At 65.9% G+C, this 1,839-nt stretch carries 2 protein-coding genes; both read right to left on the minus strand.

Annotated features, from left to right (window positions below):
- On the minus strand, positions 1–192 hold a 192-nt coding region (locus tag AAF184_25850), incomplete at its 3' end, for a hypothetical protein (GenBank protein ID MEO0425780.1).
- Positions 193–387: 195 nt separating this feature from the next.
- Positions 388–1,839, minus strand: a 1,452-nt coding sequence (locus AAF184_25855; protein MEO0425781.1) for a molybdopterin dinucleotide binding domain-containing protein, incomplete at its 5' end; no start/stop codon positions are given.

Raw genomic sequence — 1,839 nt, forward strand, 5'->3', positions numbered from 1 at the left:
GTAGGCGACGAAGCGAGGGTCGTCAGCGTAGAAGGCGAGCGCGGCGGCGTAGTCGCCCCGGTTGAGGTTGGTTTCGAAGCGACGGAACGCCTCCTGCACCTCGTGCGCGACGCCGGCTGAGTCTTGCGTAGCCGGGGTGCTGGCGTACGCCTGCGTTCCCACCAGCATCAACAAGACGAAAAACGTTCGCATAGGGGGGGCTCCTGCACCTTCAGACCAAGCGAGCTTATCACCCACCTCGTGCCCCCCTTCGCATCCGTCTCTTCGTGCGCTCTGACACAAATCCCCGTTCCACGTTTCGTGCCGCGCTCGTGATCACCGACCCAGGCCGAGTGCAGTCCTATCAGGTGCCGTACGCCGCGGACATGAACATATGCGATCGAGGCCTCAGTCCTCCGCCTCCACCCTCTCCAGCTTCGCTCTCACGTGCTTATGCCAGGGGGTACCGGCCAGGAAGTCACGCAGGTTCGCGTCGGTGAATTCGTTGGGGGCGACGCCGCGCATCGATGGGTGGCCGCTTGCGTCGCGGTAGTGGACGCCTGTGCCGTTGGGCAGGGAGATGTGGCCCGGCATCATCATGTCGCTCACCTCGATCACCACCTCGGCGCTCGCGCGACGGGTGCTGAGCTTCACCGTGTCGCCCGTCTGGCAGCCGATCGAGTCCGCGTCCGCCGGGCTCATGCGCAGGGCACCGTACAGCCCCTTCGTGTGCCAGGCCGTGTCACGTACAGCGGTGTTGGCCGTGTCGCTGCGTCGCTCGCCCGCGCTGAGCACGTAGGGGTAAGCCGAGTCCTTCGAGGGCACCTCGGCGAGCGCCTCGTCGAGGCGATCGAGCAACTCCGGGATATGCAGGTTGATACGATGCTCGTCGCGGCGCACGGCAGCCCAACTCTCTTCAAAGGTGCTGCGCGCGTAGATGACTCCCGAGGGTGAGCCGACCATCGTCTTGAAGAGCCGGTTTGCTGCCAACGGGGCAGGGCCTGTGAACCCCGCGCGAGCGGCTGCTTGCGGGGCGCTGCGCAGATAGGTTTGGCACAAGCCCCACACCACGGCGGCCATCGCCATGCCCTTGGGCAGAGCGGGTCCGAGCGTGCGGTAGAGCAGGGGGGCGGCGTACTTCATCAGTCGCGGCGTGGTGGCTGTCTTGGCCACAAACGCTCCGGTGAAGGCGGTGAGCCCGGCCTTGGCAGCGAGGCGCAGGACGCCGTAGTCCCGAGATTTAAGTTCCCCCATCGCCTCCAGCAAGCGCGCCACCATCTCCCCTTCGTCCAGCGGCCCCTCTGCGGGAGTGAAGAGTGGTTGGCGCAGATGGAAGGCGTTGTCGGGGAACTCCAGGTTGAAGAAGGTCGCCTCCGCCTTTTCGAACTGGCTCGTCGAGGGCAGGACGTAGTCGACCTCGCGCGCCGTCTCGGTCATGGCCACGTCGATCGCCACGGAGAACTCGAGCGAGCGAATCGCCTCACGCATGCGTTGGCTGTCCGCCAGCGAATGCACGGGATTGCCGCTCTGGATGATCATGGCGCGGTAGCGATTCGGGTGGTCGGTGAGGATCTCCTCGGGGATCACGTTGCACGGAATCAGGCCGGTGATGATCTTGGCGCCCGCCACCGGGCTCACCGCGGCAGTGCGCGTCTTGGCTCGGGTCACCTTGCCCTTGTTGGCGTTGGACAGCGCGAGCAGGGGGACGAAGGCGTTGGCCGTGCCCTCGCGACCGTAGTGGCCCGTGGTGAGCCAGACCAGGCGTTCCAGGTAGCTCACGAGCGTCGAGTGGATCGACATCTGCACGCCGAGGTCTTCGAAGAAGGACACGCTCGACGCCCGCGCGATACGTTCGGTCAC

It is taken from the genome of Pseudomonadota bacterium (assembly GCA_039815145.1).
Taxonomy (GTDB): domain Bacteria; phylum Pseudomonadota; class Gammaproteobacteria; order Steroidobacterales; family JBCBZW01; genus JBCBZW01.